Origin of the sequence: Chitinophaga oryzae, from assembly GCF_012516375.2 — a bacterium.
In the GTDB taxonomy this organism is placed as follows: Bacteria; Bacteroidota; Bacteroidia; order Chitinophagales; family Chitinophagaceae; genus Chitinophaga; species Chitinophaga oryzae.
In genome coordinates this window covers 2,009,773-2,033,274 of record NZ_CP051204.2, presented here as the reverse complement: position 1 = coordinate 2,033,274, position 23,502 = coordinate 2,009,773, and the positions used below count along the sequence as shown (strand labels likewise).

Annotated in this window: 17 protein-coding genes; 11 read left to right on the top strand and 6 right to left on the bottom strand. The window is 51.4% G+C overall.

Features of this window, described 5'->3' with window-relative positions:
• Window positions 1–3 precede the first annotated feature (3 nt).
• Genes HF324_RS08435 through HF324_RS08415 form a run of 5 tightly spaced genes read left to right on the top strand, consistent with a single transcriptional unit; the run spans window position 4 to window position 8,735 of the window.
• Entirely contained in the window at window positions 4–1,560 is a 1,557-nt protein-coding gene (locus tag HF324_RS08435; protein WP_168862282.1) for a RagB/SusD family nutrient uptake outer membrane protein, read from the top strand.
• Window positions 1,561–1,581: 21 nt separating this feature from the next.
• A complete protein-coding gene (locus tag HF324_RS08430; protein ID WP_168862281.1) occupies window positions 1,582–2,688 on the top strand; it encodes a DUF6528 family protein in 1,107 nt (368 codons plus the stop codon).
• Window position 2,689: 1 nt separating this feature from the next.
• The gene (locus HF324_RS08425) at window positions 2,690–3,724 is read left to right on the top strand and encodes a DUF6528 family protein (RefSeq protein ID WP_168862280.1); all 1,035 of its coding nucleotides are present in this window, start codon (window positions 2,690–2,692) and stop codon (window positions 3,722–3,724) included.
• Entirely contained in the window at window positions 3,724–5,607 is a 1,884-nt protein-coding gene (locus HF324_RS08420) for a family 20 glycosylhydrolase (RefSeq protein ID WP_168862279.1), read from the top strand. Before HF324_RS08425 ends, HF324_RS08420 begins: the two co-directional genes overlap by 1 nt.
• A 2-nt stretch (window positions 5,608–5,609) precedes the next feature.
• A complete protein-coding gene (locus HF324_RS08415; protein WP_168862278.1) occupies window positions 5,610–8,735 on the top strand; it encodes a glycosyl hydrolase in 3,126 nt (1,041 codons plus the stop codon).
• Window positions 8,736–8,785: 50 nt separating this feature from the next.
• Here HF324_RS08415 and HF324_RS08410 read toward each other — a convergent pair whose 3' ends face one another.
• Window positions 8,786–9,142 (bottom strand): winged helix-turn-helix transcriptional regulator, encoded by a 357-nt coding sequence (locus tag HF324_RS08410; RefSeq protein ID WP_168811346.1) that lies wholly within the window; start codon window positions 9,140–9,142, stop codon window positions 8,786–8,788.
• 312 nt (window positions 9,143–9,454) lie between these two features.
• On the opposite strand from HF324_RS08410, the gene HF324_RS08405 reads away from it, so the two are divergent.
• Both HF324_RS08405 and HF324_RS08400 read left to right on the top strand, forming a co-directional pair.
• Window positions 9,455–10,108, top strand: coding sequence for a DUF6624 domain-containing protein (locus HF324_RS08405; protein ID WP_168862277.1), 654 nt, complete (start codon window positions 9,455–9,457; stop codon window positions 10,106–10,108).
• A gap of 52 nt (window positions 10,109–10,160) precedes the next feature.
• Window positions 10,161–10,937, top strand: a complete 777-nt coding sequence (locus HF324_RS08400) for a DUF4846 domain-containing protein (RefSeq protein WP_168811342.1) — start codon at window positions 10,161–10,163, stop codon at window positions 10,935–10,937.
• A 73-nt stretch (window positions 10,938–11,010) separates the two neighbouring features.
• Here HF324_RS08400 and HF324_RS08395 read toward each other — a convergent pair whose 3' ends face one another.
• The 3 genes from HF324_RS08395 to HF324_RS08385 all read right to left on the bottom strand — a co-directional run bounded on the left by HF324_RS08395 (window position 11,011) and on the right by HF324_RS08385 (window position 13,863).
• A complete protein-coding gene (locus tag HF324_RS08395) occupies window positions 11,011–11,499 on the bottom strand; it encodes a hypothetical protein (RefSeq protein ID WP_168811340.1) in 489 nt (162 codons plus the stop codon).
• A 122-nt stretch (window positions 11,500–11,621) separates the two neighbouring features.
• On the bottom strand, window positions 11,622–12,896 hold the full coding sequence (locus tag HF324_RS08390) for a hypothetical protein (protein WP_168811339.1): 1,275 nt from the start codon (window positions 12,894–12,896) through the stop codon (window positions 11,622–11,624).
• Between the two features lie 451 nt (window positions 12,897–13,347).
• Complete coding sequence (locus HF324_RS08385; RefSeq protein ID WP_168862276.1) at window positions 13,348–13,863, bottom strand: hypothetical protein; 516 nt, start codon at window positions 13,861–13,863, stop codon at window positions 13,348–13,350.
• Between the two features lie 164 nt (window positions 13,864–14,027).
• Between HF324_RS08385 and HF324_RS08380 the strand changes: the two genes are divergently transcribed.
• The 4 genes from HF324_RS08380 (at window position 14,028) to HF324_RS08365 (ending at window position 20,326) form a co-directional block, all read left to right on the top strand.
• Window positions 14,028–14,435 carry a hypothetical protein gene (locus HF324_RS08380; RefSeq protein ID WP_168811335.1) on the top strand — a complete coding sequence of 136 codons (408 nt, stop codon included), beginning with the start codon at window positions 14,028–14,030 and terminating at the stop codon, window positions 14,433–14,435.
• Window positions 14,436–14,586: 151 nt separating this feature from the next.
• Complete coding sequence (locus HF324_RS08375; RefSeq protein WP_168811333.1) at window positions 14,587–15,672, top strand: efflux RND transporter periplasmic adaptor subunit; 1,086 nt, start codon at window positions 14,587–14,589, stop codon at window positions 15,670–15,672.
• 29 nt (window positions 15,673–15,701) lie between these two features.
• A complete protein-coding gene (locus tag HF324_RS08370) occupies window positions 15,702–18,893 on the top strand; it encodes an efflux RND transporter permease subunit (RefSeq protein WP_168862275.1) in 3,192 nt (1,063 codons plus the stop codon).
• Between the two features lie 5 nt (window positions 18,894–18,898).
• Window positions 18,899–20,326, top strand: a complete 1,428-nt coding sequence (locus tag HF324_RS08365; RefSeq protein WP_168862274.1) for a TolC family protein — start codon at window positions 18,899–18,901, stop codon at window positions 20,324–20,326.
• Between the two features lie 61 nt (window positions 20,327–20,387).
• Here the strand turns inward: HF324_RS08365 and HF324_RS08360 are convergent, their stop codons facing one another.
• Window positions 20,388–22,025 carry an FAD-dependent oxidoreductase gene (locus HF324_RS08360; RefSeq protein WP_168862273.1) on the bottom strand — a complete coding sequence of 546 codons (1,638 nt, stop codon included), beginning with the start codon at window positions 22,023–22,025 and terminating at the stop codon, window positions 20,388–20,390.
• Window positions 22,000–23,499 (bottom strand): polyamine aminopropyltransferase, encoded by a 1,500-nt coding sequence (locus HF324_RS08355; RefSeq protein WP_168862272.1) that lies wholly within the window; start codon window positions 23,497–23,499, stop codon window positions 22,000–22,002. The genes HF324_RS08360 and HF324_RS08355 overlap by 26 nt, the downstream gene beginning before the upstream one ends.
• Between the last annotated feature and the right edge of the window lie 3 nt (window positions 23,500–23,502).

The following is a 23,502-nucleotide window of genomic DNA, read 5'->3' as shown; positions in this document are numbered from 1 at the left end:
AAAATGAAAAAGATTTCCTGTTATATACTGGTGGTAATCAGCCTGGCGACAACGTCCTGCAAAAAGTTTCTGAACGAAGTCAATCCCAACTTTACCACACCGGACAGCTATTTTAAAAACCAGAACGATTTCGATCTCGCTGTTAACGGCGCCTACAGCCAGCTGCGGGGCCTTTACAACAATAAAAGCGCCTGGATCATGGGCGAAATGCGTTCTGACAATACCCACTACGACTACAAATCCTCCGATCAGGCGGTTGCTACGGTCAACCGGTATGCTGTCGCGGATTTCCTGGATGATAAATACAACAACCAGACGCCTCCCAAATGGAACAGTGGTTACAACACGATCTCGGCGGTTAATGTGATCCTCGATCATATCGACGATATCCAGTTGTCCGCCTCCGCGCGCAATGCCATCGTAGGGCAGGCGAAGTTCATCCGCGCCCTCGCCTATTTTGACCTGGTGCGTTTCTACGGTGGCGTTCCCATTTACAAACGTGCACCGCTCAGCCGCGAGGAAACCTACATTCCGCGCGCCTCCGTGCAGGAAGTATATGACCTCATCCTCTCCGACGCTACTGATGCTGCCGCCAGGCTGGAAGCGCCGGCCTTTCCGCAGACCGGCCGCGCCACCAAAGGCGCCGCACTTACCCTGCTGGGCGACGTGTACCTGACCCTTAAAAAGTACGACCAGGCGGAAAGTGTGCTGAAACAGGTAACCGCTATGGGTTATACGCTGTTTCAAAATTATGGCGACGCGTTCCAGCTGAGCAATAAAAACGGGAAAGAGTCTGTCTTCGAAATCCAGTTCAACACCGGGCTGGCGGTACCACAGGCCAATACCGACGCTTCTGTCTACAACTTCCTGCCACGCATGGCCAACACTTCCGTGGTGACAGGCGTCAACTTCAACAGTATTACCAATACCGGGGGTTTTAACACGCCTACGCAAGACCTGATCAACGCTTATGAAACAGGGGACCAACGCCTCGATGCCTCCATCGCCGTGGCGGAAGGCAGCTTCAATGCCTCCGACGATTTCACCGCCACAGCGGTAAAATCAGTGATCAACTACACCCCGCCCGCCGGCAAAGTGGGCCGTCCGTTTCCTAAAAAGTTCCTGCATACGCATACCATCGGCAATCAAACCAACGACAACTGGCCGGTGTACCGTTATGCGGAAGTGCTGCTGCTGTTGGCCGAAAGCCTCAACCAACAGGGCAAATCAGGCGAAGCGCTGGTGTACCTGAACACGGTCAGACAGCGCGCTTTCGGCGACGCCCTCCACGATATCAGCACTACTGACCAGGCAGCCCTGCAGACGGCCATCCTGCAGGAAAGAAGAGTGGAACTGGCTTTTGAAAACAAACGCTGGCTGGACCTGGTGCGGTCCGGCAAAGCCATCAGCGTTATGACCGATTTCGGTGTACAACAGAAAGCACGGTACAGTTACCTGCAGGCAGGAAGTTACAACGTCACCCAGAACCGGCTGCTGTTTCCCATTCCCAATGCGGAGATACTGCTGAACGATAAACTCACACAAAATCCGGGTTATTAATTAAACTAAAACTTTAAGCTCATGAAAAACATGATGATGAAGGCAGGAAAATCCTGCCTTCGGTCCGCCTGTGTTCATTGGATGATAGTGGTGATGGTTTTATTGACAGTTTCCTGTTCACGGCAACCCGATCAACAACTGCAACCGGAGAGCCCTGCTGCTGCTCCGGAAAACCGGCAGGCGCAAACAGAAGCCACCTGTTGCTGGGTAGCCATCACCAATCAGGCTACCAAAAAAATTGAAGTGTACGACCCGGCAGACGCCACCTGGTCTACCCCCAAATGGTCGTGGATGCCCACCACCGCGCTTTCGTACAACACCGCCAGTGAGATCGCGCTATGGGAGGCGCCTACGGACATCAAAGTCCGCAACAATACCGTGTTCGCCAATACGGCGCAGGTGATCACCGCCACCTCCTACCGGCTGGCCACCATTGCGCGGTATACGGGCACGGGTACACGTGGACAGAAACTGTGGGTAATGGGTTTTAACGACACCACCAGCCTGCATGCGATGGAGATACTTCCCGACGGCAACAGCGTGGTGGCCAGCGCCGGCGTAGACTGGCCTCAGGGCTGGATACGTATTTATTCCTCCTCTCAGCCCGCACCGAACCACGGGGTGAATACACAGTATTACTTTCCGTCAGCCCACGCGGTGCTATGGGACGAAACCCATAAGGTGCTCTGGGCGCTGGGGAACCAACTGAGGAAATACGGTTACAACACAACCCGCTCCGGCGGCACCATCACCAATCCCAAACTGGACCTGCTGATGACCTATAACGTGCTGCCCAGTCCGTGGGGACACGATCTCTCCGCCGATGTCAACAACCCCGATCAGCTGCTGCTCACCACTAACGGTGGCGCATATACTTTTCATATCTCCACCGGTACTTTCAGCGACATACCAGGGGCCGCATACGACACCTTCGTAAAAGCCATCAGCAGCCAGCCCGGACAGAACATGCTGGTAGAAACCAAACCCTCCAGCGGTTGCACGCTTAACAACTGGTGTACCTCCGTCGTCCATTTTTACAATGCTGCCAACGGCAACGCCGCCGGTTCCCGTACTGTCAGCGGCGCGGCCATTTATAAAGGGAAAACATTTGATCCAAATTACTATTGAGATGATGAAGAGAATTATACTGACAGGAGCAGCATTTGCATTGCTTGTTTTCCAGTTAGCCTGTAGCAAAAAACAGGGGGCCACTGCGCCCCCTGATAATCCGCCGCCTGTACAGCAACCCGAGCCCTACCCCGGGCTTCCGCTGGCACTCACCAACGAGGCGGTGAAGAAGATAGAAATCTATGATCCTATGGTCACCGACTGGAATACCGCTGCGGCTAAAAAATGGAGCTGGTCGCCCACTACCGCCCTGGGCTTTAGCGCCGACGAAATCAACCGCTTCGGCGGCGGCACCGATTTTAAAGTAAGAAAGGGCTATGCCGTGATGAGCGATAACAGTATGGCAGCCGTGATGACCTACCCGGCCGGGCAACGGGTATGGGCCAAAATCATCAGCGGCAACGTACACTCCGCGGAACTACTGCCCAATGGTAATATCGCGCTGGCAGCATCCGATGGCAACTGGATCAGGGTATATGCCTCCTCTCAGGGACCCAATAACAGTAACTATGGAGAGTTTGCGCTGGGCGCCGCCCACGCCGTACTGTGGGACCCCGAACTCAACGTATTGTGGGTGACCGGCCAGGACCAGTCCAACAACACGCATATCCTCACCGCCCTTGCGGTAGGCGGTAGTGATGCCATGCCTGAACTCACTGAATTAAAACAATACCGCGTTGCCCTGCCTACGCCCTGGGGGCATGAAGTGAGCGCCTATTACGGCAACAAAAACCTGTTGTGGGTGACGACTAACGGTGGCGAATATGTGTTTAACAAAAGTACAAAGACGTTGTCTATGTCGCCTACCAACAACCTCACCTTCGTAAAGGGCATAGGCAATCAGCCCGGCGGGCAGATTGTGCTGGTACGTCCCGACGCCAACAAAAATCCGCGGCCGCCCGTGAGTTGTTCGCTCAACAACTGGTCCACCAGCACCATCGACTTCTACACCGCCGGCGGACAGCGGCAGGGTTCCAGGACCGTCAACGGCGCCTGTTTTTATAAAATCAAAATCGTTTACGACAACTATCAGTAATGCAGTTCAAAACCTATGCGTATTGTCTCGTTTTTCTCTGTAGCAGCCTGCTGTGCGCCAATGCGCAGACGCTGATCCCCGCGCCGCGTTCAGTGGCGAACCGTGCCGGCAGTTTTACCGTCAACGCTCATACCATCATCCGGACGGACCTGCAGGACAAGCGCGCCGCGGCCTGGTTTACCGACCGGCTGTCCGGCATGATCTCCTCCGGCGCCAAGGCAGCCGCCGGCGCAGCGAAAGCGTCTGCGCTGGTGATCACGGATCGCAATGCAGCGCAACTCCCCGCCGAAGGATACCGGCTGGAAGTAACACCGGACAGCATCCTGCTGACCGGCCGCGACGCAGGTTTGTTCTACGGTATGCAAACTTTATTACAGCTCTTTTCCGATCAGGCCACCATCCCCTGTGTCAGCATCACGGATGCGCCCCGTTACGGCTACCGGGGCCTGATGCTGGACGTATCCCGCCATTTCTTCACCATTGCGCAGATCAAAGACCTGCTCGACCTGATGGCTTACTATAAACTCAACCGCTTCCACTGGCACCTGACCGATGACCAGGGCTGGCGGCTGGAGATAAAAAGTCTTCCTGAACTGACACGCACCGGCGCGTGGCGCGTGCCCCGCATTGAGTTCAGCGGTAACACCCTGCCGCCGCAACCCGGCGAAAAATCCACTGACGGCGGCTTTTACACACAGGAAGAAGTAAAGGACATCATTCGCTACGCTGCCGAAAGGCATATTGAAATACTGCCGGAGATAGACGTCCCGGGCCACTCCATGGCGGCCATCGCATCATATCCCTGGCTGTGCGTAACGCGTGACAGCAGCATTAAAGTGAACCCGGGAAGCAGCTTCGCCAAATGGTTCCCTGCCGGTGGCTTTGAAATGTATACAGACAACTCCCTGAACCCCGTTGATGAAAGGGTGTATGAATTTTTGGACAAAGTCTTCAGCGAAGTAGCGGCATTGTTTCCCTACCCCTATATCCACATCGGCGGAGATGAATGTTACAAAGCTTTCTGGGAGAAAGACAGCAGCGTGCAGCGGTTTATGAAACAGCACCATATCCGCGACAGCCATGCATTGCAGGGCTATTTTATCTCCCGGTTAAACAAGATCATTCTATCCAAAAACAAAAAGATGATCGCGTGGGATGAAATTGCCGAAGGCGACCTGAAAGAAGATATTGTGGTGATGAACCGGTTCGGAGAGAAAGGCGCGGTGCAACAAATAAAAAAAGGGTTGAACATTATACTGGCGCCGGGCGGCAACGGGCTTTATTTCGACTATGCCCAGAGCCCTTCAGAACAGGAGCCTTCCAGTCATGGCGGTAATGCTCCCGCATGGAAAGCGTATCAATACAATCCCGACTATGCAGCGCTTTCCAACGACGAAAAAAAACACATCATGGGCGTGGAAGCCTGCGTGTGGACAGAAAACATCCCCGGTGTTTCCAAGCTGCAATACATGCTGCTGCCCCGTATGCTGGCGCTGGCAGAAACCGGATGGTCTGCCGTGGAAAACAAAGACCATCACCGTTTCGCTACCGCCGCGCTGCCGGCACACCTGGCACGTTTTGACAAGGCAGGTATGAACTACCGCGTGCCAACTGTTTTTCCCTATACCGACAGCACCATTATCACCGATACTTTCCGGTTTGAAGTATCACAGCCGCCCGTACCCGGCGCGCGTATTTACTACACGCTGAACAACCGGCCGCCGGGGGATTATGACCACCTGTACACCGGCCCGGTGGCTATTGTTGTACCAAAAGGCAAAACCATCACCTTAAAAACCATTGTGATAACACCAGCGGGCCGCAGAAGTATTATCACCCGCACCGTACTGGATAATAGCAACAAACCTAAAAACGAACATTAGCCATGCAAAAAAGCATTCGCCAATTCTTATGCCGTACGCTGACCATCGCCGCTGTAATGGCGTCTTCCCATATACAGGCGCAACAAAAGCTGCAGCGGTTTGAAGACGTGGCCGCCGGATTTAAAAACCCCGGCGTGGATTATGGGACAGTACCTTTCTGGGTATGGAACACCAAAGTCACCAAACCTAATATCGACTCCATGCTGAACGACTACCGCAGGAATGATTTCGGCGGTGTTATTATTCATCCGCGGCCGGGATTAATTACGGAATACCTGTCGAAAGAGTGGTTTGATCTATTTACATATGCTGTGCAACAAGGAAAGAAACTGGGGCTAAACATCTGGATATACGACGAAAACTCCTACCCTACCGGCTTTGGCGGTGGCCTGGTGGGAGAACAAATGCCCGAAGCGTATAACCAGGGGCAGATGTTGTATATGGAAGAAGCGACCCTGTTACCCGCAGATCTGTCTCCCTATTTCCTTGTGCTGAAAAAGGAAAATGGTGATCACAAAGATATCACCGGGCAGCTGCAGCAGGAAGCCGGTAAACCCGGGCAGTACCAACTCTTCAAAAAGGTAAACTATCAACGTTCCAACCGCGGCTCTGTGGCCGGTCCTATCGGCGTATCCTACGTAGACCTGATGGCTAAAGGCGTTACCGAAAAGTTCATCGACGTGACCTACAAAGGTTATGAAAAAGTGATTGGTAAAGAATTTGGTAAAGCCATCAAGGGCGTGTTCTCCGATGAGCCGACCATTATCAATGAAGGGCGCAACTGCGTCCGCTGGACGCCCGACCTGTTCGACCGCTTTTATAAAAACTGGGGATATGATCTCCGGCTGCACCTGCCTTCTCTCTTCAAGGAAACCGGTGACTGGAAGCGGGTCCGCCACAACTATTACGAGATGCTGTTGCAGCTGTTCGTTGACCGATGGTCCAAGCCGGTGGCGGACTACATGCAAAAACACCAGCTGGTGTGGACCGGCCACTACTGGGAGCATGGATGGCCCAGTCCCTATCATGGCCCCGACAACATGGCGATGTACGCCTGGCATCAGATGCCGGGCATCGATATGTTGTTCAACCAGTTCAGCGAAGATAAGCCGGTACAATTCGGCAATATCCGCGCGGTAAAGGAGCTGAGCAGCGTGGCCAACCAGCTGGGCAAAACCCGTGCACTGTCTGAAACCTACGGCGGTGGCGGCTGGGAGCTGACCTTTAAGGACATGAAACGGCTGGCCGACTGGCAGTTTGTACTGGGCGTCAACTTCATGAACCAGCATTTGTCGTTTATGACGCTGACGGGTGCACGTAAATACGACTATCCGCCCAGCTTCTCCTACCATGAGCCGTGGTGGCCCTACTACCGTCAAATGAACCATTACTTTACGCGGCTGTCTTACCTGTTGACCCAGGGACAGCAGTATAATGATATCCTCATCATCGAGCCCACCACCTCCGCCTGGATGTACTACGCCCGGGACGGAGAGCATAAACGTTTCTTCGACATCACCAAAAGCTTTAATGATTTCGTGACCACGATGCAAAGAGCACAGCTGGAGTATGACTTGGGGTCCGAGAATATCATTAAAGACAATGGGCGGGTAGAGGGTGACCGATTCATCATCGGAAGACGGGCTTACAGGACGGTGGTGATACCACCTGGCATGGAAAACATTAACGGCGCCACTTTCCGGCTGTTGAAAGACTACATGGCCGCCGGTGGAAAGGTTATTTGTTTTGAGCAGTTACGGTTGGTTGACGGTGCGGAGAACCCATCGCTGGCCGCCCTGTTTCTGCCAGCTAAAGTACAGGCCGTAAACACAACACTTTTCCGGAACACTGGTTTTCGTGTAACCGGCAGGGATAGTACCGGTGGCAATCTATATCACCAGCGGCGGAAGCTGGCCAACGGCGAGCTACTGCTGCTGACCAACGCCAGCATGACGAATGCTTCTTCCGGCAAGGTCTGTATGAAGGGCAGCGACGTACTGGAAATGGAGATGCATTCCGGGAAGATTGTCCGTTACCGGTGCACGCAACAAAACGGGGAAGTGCAGTTTGATGTTAATGTACCGCCCGCCGGCAGCCTGATGTTGTTCATCGCGGATAAGCAACAGGCCGGGTACCAGCCGAAGCCACAGGCCGGCGAATGGGCTGCCGTCGACGCTTCCGCGACGGTGGTATCGCGCCCGTCAGACAACACGCTGACAATAGATTTCTGTGACCTTTATCTGCATCATCCAGACACCAGCTATCAACAGCTGCATGTTGGCCAGGCTTCCAATACCGCGTTCAAACATCATGGATTTACCGACGGTGTGGGTAACCCGTGGAACAACCGTACCCAGTTTAAAGACGCCATCGTGAGAAGGGATACCTTCTCTACCGGCACCGGCTATACGGTGGTGTATCATTTTAACCTGAAAGACGGCGTCGACGGCCGCCACTTTAAAGCGGTGATAGAGCAGCCGGGCCTCTGGCACAGTGTGAAAATCAACGGGGCAACTGTTAAGAACGAACCCGGCAAATGGTGGCTGGACCGGTCTTTCGGCGTGTACCAGATCGGTCAGCACTTAAAAGCCGGCGATAATGAACTGGTGGTGACCGTAGCGCCCATGAGTGTGTACGCTGAAATTGAACCGGTGTATATTCTCGGTGATTTTAACCTTGAAGCAGCCGCACAGGGCTGGAACATTGCAGCACCCAAACCGGTGCAGATAGGCCACTGGCGGCAGCAGGGATTACCGTTATACAGCCAGGGCATCGCCTATACGAAAACTTTTACGGCGAACGGGCCGGCTGCTTCGTACGCCGTAGTCCTGGGCAAATGGCAGGGCACAGTGGCCGCGGTGAAAGTAAATGGTGAATTTGCCGGTATTATCACCGCAGCACCCGACAGGCTGGACATCGGGCAGTTCGTAAAAAAAGGGAAGAATACAGTGGAAGTGACGGTGATCGGCAGCCTGAAGAACCTGCTGGGACCGTTTTACAACAAGCCCGTTCCCGGATTGGTAGATCCCGGCAAGTGGTATAATGTCAAAACACAACCTTCCGGGGATGCATATGATCTTTATGATTATGGCCTGACGGAAGATTATGAGATACAGGTAATACAATAATACGCTGATGTTAAGGGAAAGTCATCAACTTCCCTTAACATCTATCTGAATTACTCCCAGCTTTTGTTTCCCCATACATGCAGCTGCTGTAATATTTCCATCAGCGCTTTCGCTTTGTCGGTATGCCGGTAAAGGGTTTGCGGCGGTACCGTGTCAGCAATATATTCCTTCACTATCAATCCTTCATTCACCATCTCCGACAATCGTTTACCTAATATCTGGTCCGACAGGGAGGGAAACTTCTCCTTTAAGCGGCTGAACTGGTTCACCCCTATGGATATATTGCAGAGTAGTTCCATTTTCCAGCGGGCGCTGATCATCCTCAGAATATCATTTACATCATGGGCTGCGGCCAACAACTGAAGGTTATGGGCATTTGATGAACTCGCTTTGATCTTGCTTGACATACCTGTGATTTAACGACTCACTTTAGGGTAAGAGATTGGCCACCTTTCAGGGCGTAGATAAGTTTGCAAAAATAATTTTAAAATGGATTACAAAAAAATCAGACTGGATTTTGTATGGGCGCTATTATCCCTGCTATCGTTTAACGATATTTACGCACAATCATTTGAAAATTAACCATTGATGTATGCACGGATGCCTGGCGCCCGACATGGCGGATGGTGCTGGCAGCAGGTGAGCATTATCCTGCGCGGAGACGGAACCGGGGAAAACAAGTATAAATTCTTGTATCTTCCTCTTAACATCCGTCTGACATGATAAAAATAATCTTCCTGGCACTACTCATTTCGCTGTTGACCGGCTGCGCCACCAGGCTCACCGACAGCAAAAAAACCGCGCTGAAAAACGAACTGGCGGAAATGGTAAAAACCGACCAGATCGCAGCTTTCGTTCGACAGGGGAAGTACAAGGAATATACGCAGGAGCAATGGGACCGCTTTAAAGACAGCGTGTATACGACACATCAGAAAAGAATCGCCGTTATCTTCCGGCAGTACGGGTTCCCGGGCATCGATATGGTGGGTAAAGAAGGCTCCAACCACTTCTGGCTGCTGGTACAGCACAGCGATAAGTTCCCCGGATTCCAGACCAAAGTGCTGAAGGCGATGGAGAAAGAAGTAAAAAAACAGAATGCCAATCCCAATAACTACGCTTACCTGTACGACCGGGTGCAGGTCAATGCCGGTAAAAAACAACTATTCGGCACACAGGTCACCTACCAGGTCAACACCACCGGCAGGGCTTTCCCAAAGATTGGGTTGATCGACTCTGTTAATGTGGACAAGATCAGGAAGGAATATACGTTATCCCCATTGAAAGATTATCTGAACCAGATGACGGAGATGCACTACGAGATGAATAAGAAAAGTTACCAGGAGAAGGGGGTGATGAAACCGGATTTATACTGAGCATATAGTTTATGGAATTTTGCGGGAACTGCATCTTCCGGAAAACGGTTACATGAAACCATTTCTTTTTATGCTGCTGGCGATAGCAGTGACCACCACCTACGGGCAGCAGAAAGTGAGTGACATACCACTACCTGCAGGGTATACACGAATCACCCAGGAGCGGCACTCTTTCGGAGAATGGCTGCGGAACTGTTCCCTGAAATCAGACAAAACGGTATATCTGTATAACGGCACACCCAAAAGAAACCAGCAGGCACAATACGCAGTACTTGACATGCCTGTAGGTGAAAAAGACCTGCAACAATGCGCCGACGCCGTCATTCGCCTGCGCGCTGAATACCTGTATAAGGGCGGTCGCACCGAAGCCATTACTTTCAAGGCAACAGACGGTACACAAATAGGCTACAGCGGCTGGCTGAAGGGAGACCGCTTTGTACTGCAACAGGGAAAACTGTTACGGAAACGGATAGCAGCACCAGCCCAAGGCAGAGCGCAGTTTGAAAAATACCTGGAAACCGTATTCTCCTACGCCGGCACGCTTTCTCTTAGCCGTGAACTGAAACAGGTACCATCAACGAAAAACATACAAGCCGGGGATGTCTTTATCCAGGGAGGATCTCCCGGTCACGCTGTCATTGTGATGGACGTAGCGGAAAACCGTTCCGGTAAAAAGATATTCCTGCTCGCTCAGAGCTATATGCCGGCACAGAATATACATATTCTGAAAAACCCGGCTGCTGCCACGCCGTGGTATGATGCGGATTTTGGCCGAAAGTTGTATACACCCGAATGGGTGTTTGGAGATGGGGCTTTAAAGCGATGGTAAGTTATTTTCTGAACCTAACATGCAATCTCATCCAGTTGTAGAGGAAGAAGTATATTTGTGAATACATTCTATACTAAGTTAGGGTACTGTCAATAAAAATTATATTATGCATTGAACATACAGATCGAAAAATATCTTTTACGACATTTAATTTTTCGTCAATTACCTGCTCGTTTTTATACCCATAAAACTCCAACCATTTAACAGCTTCTTTAATTCGAAAATCGAAAGCAAACTCATCTGCGACAAATTCCTCGTGAAAGATAGTATTGACAATTGTTTTAGAAAACCTCACAATATCCGCCATTAACTTTTCCTCAACCTCGGCTTCCTGCTGCAACTCTTCCATTATTTCATCTATATAGTTTCTCTTCCCAAGTCCAATGGAATCATCAAATTCTTGCAACTCTTGCTCCACCAGTTTAAGACCAGGTAACGCCGCTCTAAATCCTTCTATTGGTACATTCATGCGGTAATACCGAATTTTCTTTACCAGTTCTCCAAGGCGGTTTAAATACGATCCTTTAGGTGCTGTAATAAATTCATATTGCAATAATTCCACGTTAGTATTTTGCTAAAGTATGAAGAATATATTAAGGATAAGGAACATTAATGGAAATGACATCTCCATTAACGCATTTTACCTTTGTCCACTATCATATTATATAATTTTCATTAATTCACTCAGGCATCACGGGAAATATCCTGCCCTCCGTCAATCTGGCGCCGTTCCGCTCTTATATCAATTTCATGCATATCTCCCGTTGTAAGCCGACCATTCTCCCGCTGTATCGCCAATCGATCGTTTGCGCCTACTCGGAAATCAGTACCTATTTGAACTAACCCTCTTGCCAGTCGCTCAACCAACATATCATCCATCTCCATTTCCTGCTTTTTATTAGCCAGCTTCATGGCTTTAACTTCTTCTCTTTTTGCCTCGAGCAGCAGCTCATTGTATTCCCTCGTCTGCTCTTCCGACATCATACGTTTTGTCTCTTCCTGTGTTTTTTCTCGTTCCGCTTTCATCTTTTCATAAGGCTCAAAATGCCTGTCAAGGGCATATCCTTCCGCCGCTTTCTGCGCCTTGGTAAAAATTTCTTTCGTTTTCTCTTTCGCAAAAAATCCTTTCATTTTTAAAATACAATTTTGAAAAAAGCTTCCAACTCCAGCACTTAGGATATCCATTTTAACATTTGGAATATAACAAAGTGTGGAAGAAATTAAATTCATAAATTTATTGGCGATGCCAGCATCCCTCGTATCAATCCAAATATCAACAGACCAGACGTACTCAACATTCTCTCCGTCTGGCATAAATCCCTCGTTCGTACTTTCATACTTCAGCGCGATGTTGGCTATCTGAGCGGACATTGATGGGTGGGACTGCCGTAAAGTCCTCACAGCCATCGGCGACGGAGAAAATAATGTAGGCTGAAGTTCAGCAACAAGTTTATCAACCACCTGACTGCTCAGATCAACTATGCCATTAGACATCAGGGAGAACCTATCATCTCCCCACTCGTTCACAATAGTTTCAAAATCAATTTTCTGTATCAGAAAAAAAGAAGAAAAATCCCTTTCAATAACCGCGATTGATCGGCTATGGATATTCTCTGCGGCTATATATCCGATTATATCATCGAGTTCATAGTTGAAAAGATAAACTATACTGCTATTTTTACTCCTGTTCAGAAATAAAATAATCCACTTTTTGAGTAATCCCAGGGTCTTTTTTATAACAACACCACCAGCTATCAATTCATTTTCATTCTCAGTGCCTTTCGTTTCGGATAAACGCCGTAATAACATCTTAATAAGATCCACCTTATTCATGATCTCCCGTAACCCGAAAACCGGCTTTCCCAGCTGTCTCGATTGTTCAATTTCACTGGTATAACGATCGAATATGTCATCATGGTTGCCACCATAATCAATTGCTAAAGCAAATTCCTTTTTCATTAAAGTTTTTTGAAAGCTTCAATTAAATTTGTTTATCTCAACAGTACATAAGTCTCTCAATAATAAAACGCAACCGGAGAAAAAAGGTACTATTACAGAAAAACGAAATTTCAAATTGCAGCGGTCCAACTCTTCTCCATTTTTTGCCATTTCCTTGACCGTGGCTCACAACATCAATATATACCGGGGACTTATTCCTTTTATGAAGCGCCGCATCAACTCCATTGATCCATTAACACTGAAGACAACAGCTCCGAGATGATATTATTGCAAAAGTAAGTACCTACGATTGCTCTCTCTCCGTAGGACACTCACAACAAAACCGGAGAAATCATATAAGAAAAAAACAATATAAAAACATCATTCTCCGGAGTACCTGCTATCTTTAATTACACACAGCTTTTCCAGGAGCGGCCTTTTTTCGAATGTTATATAGAAGGACTATAGCCGGTCAGATCCCGTGCTCCGCATTAAACCTTTTCTTAGCCTCGTGGAACACCGAATCCTTTTCATACACGTTTTTATACATCCCCTGCTTTTGCACATTCAGCTCATAAATCTTTTTATAGGCGTTCATGGCGGAATCGCCTTTCATCCGCCGGGCGGCTTCCTGTTGGGCTACCTCGTTCCGGTCAAACAGCTGCAACGTCTTGAGCGCCGTGTAATATTCCACAGCGGCCGCCTTCAGCGGCTCACCCTGCTTAATACCCGCTGCCGGCAGTACCCGGATGCTGTCTATCAGCCGGTCAAAGTCTTTTTCCTCCCTGTCCAGCGCTGCAAGCGCACCCTGGAAGTCGCCTTTGATGAGGCATTGCAGCTTCTGTTCTTCGGCGCCGCCCTTACCTACCACGATGTTGAATGCTGTTTTTTCTTTTTGATCGATGGCTTCTCTCAGTTGGATAGCTTTTTTGGGCTTACAGCCTGCAAGACCTATTAATAAGAAGATGGCTATGAACGGTTTTTTCATATGGTCGTTAACTTTATATATGGGGAAGATGGGCTACAGCCCCAAGTTATACATTTTTTTGCAATTCCTGCTACCGGTCATCTATCCTCGTTCCACGGATTTTAAAGCAAATTTAATTTTAAACTATACCTACTTAATTGTTTTGATATTAATTTTGGCTTCTGATGACGAGACTATTTATAGGATATCTCCTCTCATTATGCCTTCTTTTACTGGGAAGCTATGCATATGCGGACGAACTACGTTTGGACCAGCCAGGCCAACTGACTACCGAAACCCCGGTGCTCACCACATTGGCCGACATGCAAAACTACGACGCCCTCGTTTGCTCCCTTCCGCCCGGAAAAGACAGCATAGGTGACAGGATGAAAGCAACGGAAATCGAAGAGGACTGCGATTCGGAATCCTTCAGGAAACTGCTGGAGACCGGCATCTGCCGTATTACCTCTTTTTATGCCCTCCGGCCCGGATGTATTTTTCCCATTCTCTTCAGCAACCGCCGACCCAATTTCCCTCACTTTTCCCGCACGGCCGCTGATAAGTTTATCGTAAACCGCGTCATCAGGATTTGATTTCCTGCATTTACAGGCGAACGATGATCGCCTGCCCTCCCTGTTATTTATACTGATCCAAACAGCTGACCTGTTGTCTGCATAGCACACCCGCTATGGGATCGGGACTGTCATGTGTTTAAACCGACCTGAATCCAAGCATCATAATTATATGAAAAGAATCCTCATGCTCATGGGCTTGTATGCCTTGTTGTGCCATACAAGCTGTAAATCGTCCAAAGGAGAAGAAAAAGAAGAAGCTACCAAATTCCTGGTGACCAGTCCGCTGAAAATGGACACCACCATCACCCGGGAATATGTCTGCCAGATACGCTCCATCCGCAATATTGAATTAAGGGCCCAGGAAAAAGGCTACCTGCAGGGCATCAACGTAGATGAAGGCCAGGCCGTAAAGTCCGGCCAGCTGCTGTTTAAGATCATGCCCAAACTCTACGAGGCGGAACTGGCAAAATCTGAGGCCGAAGCAAAAGCCGCAGCCATCGAAGTACAAAACACCCAAAGCCTCGCCGACAAAAATGTCGTATCCAAAAATGAACTGGCCCTCGCCAATGCCAAACTGCAAAAAGCAAATGCAGAACTGGCCCTCGCCAAAGTACACCTCGGCTTCACCGATATCAGAGCGCCTTTCGACGGCATCGTTGACCGCCTGCACCTGAAACTGGGCAGCCTCGTGGGCGAAGGCGACCTGCTCACCACCCTCTCGGACAACAGCCATATGTGGGTGTATTTTAACGTGTCCGAACCGGAATACCTCGACTATCAGGCCAGCTTAAAGTCAAAAGGCGAAGTAAAAGTAAAACTGCTGATGGCCAACAAACAGGTATTCAAATACCCCGGCGTGGTGGAAACCATCGAAGGAGAGTTCAACAACGAAACCGGTAACATCGCCTTCAGGGCCAATTTTCCAAACCCCGACAAACTGCTGAGACACGGGGAAACGGGCAGCATCCTCATGGACGTGCCCCTCAAAAACGCTCTCATCATCCCCCAGAAAGCAACCATGGAGATCATGGATAAGAAATATGTCTTCGTAGTGGGCAAAGACAATGTGGTTACGCTGAAAGCCATCACCATCGGCGCTGAAATGCCCGACCTGTATGTAGTACAGGAAGGACTGGCCGAAAACGATAAAATACTGCTGGAAGGTTTACGGAAGGTGAAAGACAAAGACAAAATCACCTTCGACTATGAAGAACCGGCAAAGGTGATCTCTCACCTGAAGTTACCAACGGAATAACGTAAGCATCCACCTAAAGAAAAAGAGACATGTTTAATATATTCATGAAACGGCCCGTCTTTGCGATAGTGATATCCCTTGTCATTATCTTCATGGGCGTACTGGCCATCAATACCCTCCCTACCTCACAGTTCCCCTCCATTGCGCCGCCAAGGGTGATCGTGAGCGTAGCCTACCCGGGGGCCAGCGCAGACGTGCTGGTAAAATCCGTGCTCATCCCGCTGGAGAAGTCGGTCAACGGCGTTCCGGGCATGAAGTACATGACCTCCGACGCCACCAGCGCCGGTGAGGCCAACATACAAGTGGTCTTTGACCTCGGTACCGATCCCAATCAGGCCGTGGTGAACGTAAAGAACCGTATCGAACAGGTGACCAACCGTCTCCCCGAGCTGGTACAACGCGAAGGTATCGTAGTAAACATCCTCCAGCCCAACATGCTGATGTATGTGAACGTATACAGTAAAGATCCCAAAGCGGACGAAAATTTCCTGTATAACTACTCCAACGTAAACATCCTCCGTGAACTGAGCAGGGTGAAAGGCATCGGCAGCGCCCAGATCCTCGGTAGCCGCCAGTACGCTATGCGTATCTGGCTGAAGCCCGACAGGATGCGGGCCTACAACGTATCCACCGACGAAGTGATGGAAGCCCTCGGCAGCCAGAGCATCATCGGCTCCCCCGGCCGCCTCGGCCGCAGCGACGGTAAACGTTCGGAAGCCCTCGAATACGTGCTCACCTACCAGGGACGATATAATCAGCCCGAACAATATAAAGATGTCATCATCCGCGCCAACGCCAACGGCGAGATCCTCCGCCTGAAAGACATAGCAGACGTGGAACTGGGCAGCGAATTCTATGACATCTATTCCAATCTGAACAACCACCCGTCTTCGGCCATTGTACTGAAACAAACCTACGGCAGCAACGCCAGCGACGTTATCAGGGAAGTAAAAGCCAAACTGCAGGAAATGAAAGCCGATTTCCCGCCGGGCATGGACTACGAAATCAGCTACGACGTGTCCACCTTCCTCGACGCGTCCATCGAAAAAGTGATCCACACCCTCGGCGAAGCCTTTGTGCTGGTGGCAGTAGTGGTATTCCTCTTCCTCGGCGACTGGCGCTCTACGCTCATCCCCACCCTCGCGGTACCCGTATCGCTGGTGGGCGCCTTCTTCTTCATGCAGGTCTTCGGCCTCACCATCAACCTCATCACCCTGTTCGCCCTGGTACTGGCCATCGGTATCGTGGTGGACAACGCCATCGTGGTGATAGAAGCGGTGCACGCCAAAATGGAAGAAGAACACCTCTCCCCTTATGCAGCCACCAAAAAAGTACTGCATGAGATCAGCGGCGCCATCGTGGCCATCACCTTTGTAATGGCGGCGGTGTTTATCCCGGTGTCGTTCATGCCAGGCCCCGTAGGCATCTTCTACCGGCAGTTCGCCATCACCATGGCTACTTCCATCGTGCTATCCGGCGTGGTAGCCCTCACGCTCACCCCCGTGCTCTGCGCCATCCTGCTGAAAAACAACCACGGCCAGCCGAAGAAAAAAACGCCCATACAGTTTTTCCTCGACGCGTTCAACAACGGCTTCGAAAAACTTACCGGCCGCTACACCCGCCTGATGGAAAAAATCGTCAGCCGCAGGGTGATCACCTTCGGCGTCCTGCTGGCATTCGGCGCCGGCATCTTCGGCGTAAGCCAGGTGCTGCCATCCGGCTTTATCCCCAGCGAAGACCAGGGCATGATCTACGCTATCATCCAGACGCCCCCCGGCTCCACACTGGAACGCACCAACGATCTCGCCAAAAAAGTACAGGAAATCGCCGAACACGTGGAAGGCATACAGTCCGTTTCCGCGCTGGCAGGCTACGAAGTGCTCACAGAAGGCCGCGGCTCTAATGCCGGCACCTGCCTGATCAACCTCAAAGGCTGGTCTGAAAGGAAACATTCTGTCAACCAGATCATCGCTGAACTGGAAGAAAAATGTAAAGAGATACCCGGCGCCACCATCGAGTTCTTCGGTCCCCCCGCCGTACCTGGCTATGGCGCTGCCGGTGGCTTCTCCCTCCGCCTGCTGGATAAAACCAACAGCGATGATTACAAGGAGATGGAAAAAGTGAACGATGAATTTATGGCCGCGCTGAAACAACGCAAAGAGCTGACCGGCCTGTTCACCTTCTACAGCGCCAACTATCCGCAATATGAACTGCAGATAGACAACCAGGCAGCCATGCAGAAAGGCGTCTCTATCGGCAAAGCCATGGACAACCTCTCCATCCTCATCGGCAGTACCTACGAACTGGGCTTCATCCGCTTCGGCAACTTCCTGAAAGTATATGTGCAGGCCGCACCGGAATACCGCAGGCTGCCGGACGACCTGATGAACCTCTACGTAAAAAACAACCGGGATGAAATGGTGCCCTACTCCGCTTTCATGAGCATCAAAAAAACACACGGCCTCAATGAAATCACCCGGTACAATATGTACAACTCCTCCGCTATCCGCGGAGAGCCCGCAGCAGGCTACAGCAGCGGCGAAGCCATCAAAATCATCCAGGAAGTGGCCGCCAAAACACTACCGCATGGCTACGGCATCGACTGGGAAGGCCTCTCCAAAGATGAAGCAGGCCGCGGCAACGAAGCCCTGTACATCTTCCTGATCGTACTGTTCTTCGTATACCTGATCCTCGCCGCTCAGTATGAAAGCTTCGTACTGCCGCTGGCGGTAGTGCTCTCCCTGCCCGCCGGCGTATTCGGTTCCTTCTTCCTGATCAAACTGATGGGACTGTCCAACGATATCTACGCACAGGTAGGCCTGATCATGCTCGTAGGCCTGCTCGGTAAAAACGCCGTGCTGATCGTGGAATTCGCGGCACAGAAACACCGTTCCGGCGTACCCGTATTTGACGCAGCCATCGAAGGCGCCAAAACCCGTTTCCGCCCGATCCTGATGACCTCCCTCGCGTTTATCGCAGGGCTGATACCGCTGATCTTCGCCACCGGTCCGGGCGCTATCGGCAACCGCACCATCGGTGCCTCCTCGCTCGGCGGTATGCTGATAGGCACCATCTTCGGCGTTATCCTCATCCCGGGACTATATTACATATTCGGCACCATCGCCGCCAAACGCAAGCTGATCAAAGATGAAGATGAGAAACCGCTGACAGAACGCAAGATCATCATCATGGAAGAAGACAGCTTAAACCCAAGAAACTGATCATCATGCCAGGAAAAAAATCATATATAGGTATTATCTGCCTTTCCCTCACCTATGCGGCCTGTAAAGTGCCGGAGCTGACGGGAAAGACAGCCAGCAAAGAAGTGCCTGCCAGTTACAACAACACGCAGGACAGCACCAACACCGCACAGATAAGGTGGAAGGAATATTTTACCGACCCTCACCTGGCAGCGCTGATAGACACTGCGCTGAAGAATAACCAGGAACTGAATATCACCCTACAGGAGATAGAGATCGCCCGCAATGAAGTAAGGGCGAAAAAAGGCGAATACCTGCCTTCTGTAGGACTAAGGGCCGGCGCAGGGCTGGACAAGGTAGGCCGTTATACCAATATCGGCGCACTGGAAGAAACGACAGAAATCAAGCCGGGAAAAGAAATGCCCGACCCGCTGCCCGACTACCTGTTAGGGGTATACGCCAATTGGGAAGTAGACATCTGGCACAAACTGCACAACGCCAAAAAAGCAGCCGTGGCCCGCTACCTCTCTACCGTCGAAGGCCGCAACTTCGTCATCACCAACCTGGTGGCCGAAGTCGCCAACTCCTACTACGAGCTGCTGGCGCTGGACAACCAGCTGGAGATCGTGAAAAAGAACATGGAGATACAGCAGAACGCCCTCGATATCGTGAAGCTGGAGAAAGAAGCCACCCGTGTAACGGAACTGGCCGTACGTAAATTTGAAGCGGAAGTGCTGAAAACACAAAGCCTGCAATACGATATTCAGCAGAAAATCACCGAAACGGAGAACAGGATCAACTTCCTGCTGGCAAGGTATCCGCAGCCCGTCCCAAGAGACGGTCAACATTTCGATGAGCTGGTGCCCGCCTCTATCCATGCCGGCCTGCCCTCTCAACTGCTGGCCAACCGCCCGGACATCAAACAGGCGGAACTGGCCCTGGCAGCAGCGCAGCTGGATATCAAAGTCGCCAAAGCGCAGTTCTACCCATCGCTGGGCATCTCCGCCGCTTTTGGCTACAACGCTTTCAGCCCGGGATACCTGCTGAGAACACCGGAATCCATGCTGTACTCCGTGGCAGGGGAACTGGTAGCGCCGCTGGTCAACAGGAACGCGATAAAAGCCACCTACTATAGCGCCAACGCCAAACAGTTACAGGCGGTCTACAACTACGAACGCACCATCTTAAACGCGTATGTAGAGGTAGCCAACCAGCTGGCCAAAATCAACAACCTGGAGAAAAGCTACGACCTGAAATCCAGGCAGGTAGCAGCACTCACGCAGTCCATTACTATCTCCAACGACCTGTTTAAATCTGCAAGGGCCGACTATATGGAGGTGCTGATGACACAACGCGATGCACTGGAGTCAAAATTTGAACTCATCGAAACCAAAAAACAGCAGCTGAATGCGATGGTAAATATTTATCAGGCGCTCGGCGGCGGCTGGAACTGAGTATTTATCTGCATATCCATGACGCCCCGGGAAGCATACTGCTCCCGGGGCGCTTTATTGTTCAGCAACGCGCCAGCACAGCTTCCGCAGCCCTGTTGCCATGATAAAAAGCTTCTTCGAAAATAGAAATACCGCTGAGGTCAGCATGTGCGGTAAATACATTCGGATAGGGATATTGACGCGCCGCTTTTAATACAGCGCCGCTGATAAAGCCCGGGTAAGGCCTTATCATGCCGTGGCCCCACACCTGTATGTCTATCTGCCGGATCAACCGGTGGATGCCCTTGTGCGCCACTTCCAGTTCATCTGTGATCAGTTTCACCCAATGAGCATGGTCCAGCGCCAGTGCGTATTGCCGGGAAGCGACCGGCTCCAGGTGATCGAGCGGCAGGTACCAGGTGATGACCTGCTTTTTGGGAGCCGCTGTAGACAACGTCTGTTGTTGCGCATTGACATACCCCAGCGACCGCCCTTTATACACCACATTATCCCAGCTCAGCGGATAGCCGCTGGACGAGGGCACTTCGTCCAGCGTCACGTTGGCCACTAACCACGGAGAATATACGAAACCGGAGGCAGGCGCCATGTCCGGCAACAAACGATGCGCCACAAACTGCGGAATGGCCAGGATGCAATGGTCTGCTATTATGCGTTTAGCCCGGTGTTCCTTCACGTCATAATAATCCACGTATACCTTGTCGCCCGCAGGCGTTACACGGTACACCAGGCTGTTGGGTAACAACGCGTCTTTGCTGAATTGCAGCAGATGTTGAATCAGCCGCCCATTGCCCTGCGGCCATGTCAGCACCTGCGATGGCTCCGCATTTGCCGCCCTGCCTTTACGGCCGGCAAAATAGTGAATGCCGGCCCAGGCGCTGACAACGTCCGACGCAGCGCCATAGTCATCGCGGCAGCAATAGTCGATATACCAGTGCAGCTCTTCGGAAACATAACCCTGCTGCTGCATCCAGGCTTTCATGGTGAGCCGGTCGAGCGCGGTGAATTGCGGGTCCGTGGAGCTGCAGGCGACGGGAATATCAAAGGCAAACCGCTGATCGGCGCCCTTCACACCGCGCAAACGCTCCATCTCCGCCAGAAAACGCTGTATTTCAGCGGCCGTGTCGCTGGAAATACCCAGTTGAGGTATCAGTCCTTCCTGCCACCGGTGATGAATAAACAGCCGCTCCTCCGGATCAAAACAGAGGTCCGTTTCATTATACACCGGTACCCCGGCAGCATCGTAACCGGTAAGGATACCTGCTTCCTCCAGTAACGCCAGCAGTGGCTTGTTTTCCAGGTTAGGCAACGGCAGGTAATGCGCCCCCAGCGGATAAGCGGAATAGGTACTCTCTCCCCAGCCGGCGTTTCCGCCCACCCCGGGTTCCAGCTCCAGCACTTTGAATGGGATATTGTGCTGCCGCAGCTTCCGTGCGGCGGTGAGCCCGGCTACGCCGCTGCCGGCAATCACCGTATTCGTATGACCAACAACGGCAGGTTCAGGAAAACCGCCCTCACGCAAACGATGGCCCACGGCGGCAGACGCACCGTTTATCTTGCCTGTGATATGAGCGTATTTATCAGTCTTATTGGTACAGGCCAGGTACTGCCCGAGGGTCACCGTTCCTCCGGCCACCAGCGCCATGTACCGCAGGAAGTCTTTCCTGCTCAGTGGTTTACTCCTGGTATCTCCCCCATTCATCTTCAAAATATTGTACCAATACCTGGTTATTCAATTGATTGGGACGTACCTCCCTTTTATCCATATCTGCTGTAAACAACCGCATCTGCGGGAATACGCCCGCTGCAAAATAACGCAACCCTTCCGGTACGCTATCCTGTTGCTGATGCAGTGCGCCGGGAGAAGCCATCACATATCCCCACTCCCCGAAGGAAGGCACATAGGTGTGATAAGGGATCGTCTGATAGCCGCAGGCCCGCAGGGTGGTGTCTACACACCAGAAAGCGCGGGGAGCCACATAAGGAGACGTTGACTGTACTACCACTACGCTGTTATTATTGAGAGAACGCCGCAGGTGGCGGTAGAAAGCAGTGGTGTATAACTTCCCTACGGCATAGTTGCCCGGATCGGGGAAATCGATGATCACCACATCGTAAGGGTCTTTGTTCTCTTTGATCCACTGGAAAGCGTCTGCGTTGACGATTGACAGTTTGGGCGACTGCAGGGAGTGCGCGTTGAGTTTTGTCAGCAAGGTATTGCCTTTGAAAAGCCGCGTCATGGCCGGGTCCAGGTCTACCAGCGTAATATGCTCCACATCGGGGTACTTCAGCAACTCCCGGGCGGCCATGCCATCGCCACCGCCGAGGACCAGCGCCCGCTGACGGCGCCCGCTGTACATCATCACCGGGTGTACCAGCGCTTCGTGGTAACGGTACTCGTCTGATGAACTGAACTGCAGGTTGCCATTCAGATACAACCGCAGGTCCGATTTACCGCTGGTCAGTACAATCCGCTGATAGGGAGAAGTATGCGCAAAGATAACAGGGTCGCGGAAAGCCATCCCCTCCGCGAAACTCATAATAGCGTCTGCCTGAAAGAAAATACCTGCCAGGCAAACGATCACCGCTACCGCCTTTATCTTTAAATATGCCGCCCATTTGATTTCCTGCCGGAATTTTACCAGCACGATCAGCGCCACCAGTACATTGAGGATACCAAAGAAGCAGGATGTGCGGATGAGGCCCAGGTGAGGCACCAGGAGCAAGGGAAATACGATCGACGCCAGCAGCGCCCCGATATAATCGAAGGTAAACACCCTCGACACCAGGTCGCGGAACTCGTACCGGTTCTTCAGGATATTCATCAGCAACGGCAGCTCCAGCCCTACCAGCGTACCGGTAAGCCCTACCAGCAGGTACAGCACCAGCCGGAAAGACAACGCATGTTCAAACAACAGGAACAGCGCCGCGGAACTGATGCCGCCCACAAAGCCTACCAGTATCTCCAGCTGAATAAACCAGCTTAATAATTCCTTCTTAAAAAAGCGCGATAACCAAGCGCCTATCCCCATCGCAAACAGGTATACACCGATAATGGTGGAAAACTGCGTCACGGAATCACCCAGCAGGTAACTCGCCAGCGTGCCGGCCACCAGCTCGTAGATAAGCCCGCAGGTAGCGATGACAAATACCGAAAAAAGTAATAATACCTCCACTCG

Excerpts from the sequence above, each read along its gene's own strand:
- HF324_RS08435 (WP_168862282.1), top strand. The coding sequence starts at position 4 with ATGAAAAAGATTTCCTGTTATATACTGGTGGTAATCAGCCTGGCGACA.
- HF324_RS08430 (WP_168862281.1), top strand. The coding sequence starts at position 1,582 with ATGAAAAACATGATGATGAAGGCAGGAAAATCCTGCCTTCGGTCCGCC.
- HF324_RS08425 (WP_168862280.1), top strand. The coding sequence starts at position 2,690 with ATGATGAAGAGAATTATACTGACAGGAGCAGCATTTGCATTGCTTGTT.
- HF324_RS08420 (WP_168862279.1), top strand. The coding sequence starts at position 3,724 with ATGCAGTTCAAAACCTATGCGTATTGTCTCGTTTTTCTCTGTAGCAGC.
- HF324_RS08415 (WP_168862278.1), top strand. The coding sequence starts at position 5,610 with ATGCAAAAAAGCATTCGCCAATTCTTATGCCGTACGCTGACCATCGCC.
- HF324_RS08410 (WP_168811346.1), bottom strand. The coding sequence starts at position 9,142 with ATGTCAAGCAAGATCAAAGCGAGTTCATCAAATGCCCATAACCTTCAG.
- HF324_RS08405 (WP_168862277.1), top strand. The coding sequence starts at position 9,455 with ATGATAAAAATAATCTTCCTGGCACTACTCATTTCGCTGTTGACCGGC.
- HF324_RS08400 (WP_168811342.1), top strand. The coding sequence starts at position 10,161 with ATGAAACCATTTCTTTTTATGCTGCTGGCGATAGCAGTGACCACCACC.
- HF324_RS08390 (WP_168811339.1), bottom strand. The coding sequence starts at position 12,896 with ATGAAAAAGGAATTTGCTTTAGCAATTGATTATGGTGGCAACCATGAT.
- HF324_RS08385 (WP_168862276.1), bottom strand. The coding sequence starts at position 13,863 with ATGAAAAAACCGTTCATAGCCATCTTCTTATTAATAGGTCTTGCAGGC.
- HF324_RS08380 (WP_168811335.1), top strand. The coding sequence starts at position 14,028 with ATGACGAGACTATTTATAGGATATCTCCTCTCATTATGCCTTCTTTTA.
- HF324_RS08375 (WP_168811333.1), top strand. The coding sequence starts at position 14,587 with ATGAAAAGAATCCTCATGCTCATGGGCTTGTATGCCTTGTTGTGCCAT.
- HF324_RS08370 (WP_168862275.1), top strand. The coding sequence starts at position 15,702 with ATGTTTAATATATTCATGAAACGGCCCGTCTTTGCGATAGTGATATCC.
- HF324_RS08365 (WP_168862274.1), top strand. The coding sequence starts at position 18,899 with ATGCCAGGAAAAAAATCATATATAGGTATTATCTGCCTTTCCCTCACC.
- HF324_RS08360 (WP_168862273.1), bottom strand. The coding sequence starts at position 22,025 with ATGAATGGGGGAGATACCAGGAGTAAACCACTGAGCAGGAAAGACTTC.